Annotated in this window: 1 protein-coding gene; it reads right to left on the bottom strand. The window is 74.0% G+C overall.

Annotated elements, in window-relative coordinates:
• Positions 1 to 388, bottom strand: a 388-nt coding sequence (deoC, locus tag L6966_RS12050) for a deoxyribose-phosphate aldolase (RefSeq protein WP_237233483.1), incomplete at both ends; no start/stop codon positions are given.

The raw sequence follows: 388 nt of genomic DNA, 5'->3' as shown, positions 1-388 counted from the left end.
GGCGAGGACCTTCTGCTCGTCGGTCAGCAGGCACGTCTCGATGATCACCTTGAGCCGGGCCCCGCCCTGGTGGGCGGCCTCGGCGACGGCGCGCACATCGGCCTCGACCCGCTCGCGCTCGCCGGCGCGGGCGGCGGCGATGTCGATGACCATGTCGATCTCGTCGGCCCCCGCGGCCACGGCCGTGGCGGGCTCGAACGCCTTGACCTCCGTGGCGGACGCGCCCAGCGGGAAGCCGACCACGGCGCAGGTCAGCACGTCGCTGCCCGCGAGCTGCTCCCGCACGAACGGCGTCCACAGCGGGTTGGTGCACACCGAGGCGAAGCCGTACTGCCTGGCCTCCGCGCACAGGGTGGCGATCTGCTCGCGGGACGCCTCCGGCTTGAGC

It is taken from the genome of Rothia nasisuis (assembly GCF_928381405.1).
GTDB classification, from domain to species: domain Bacteria; phylum Actinomycetota; class Actinomycetes; order Actinomycetales; family Micrococcaceae; genus Rothia; species Rothia nasisuis.
Note: the sequence above shows the minus strand (reverse complement) of the source record. Positions and strands in the feature narration are given on the sequence as shown.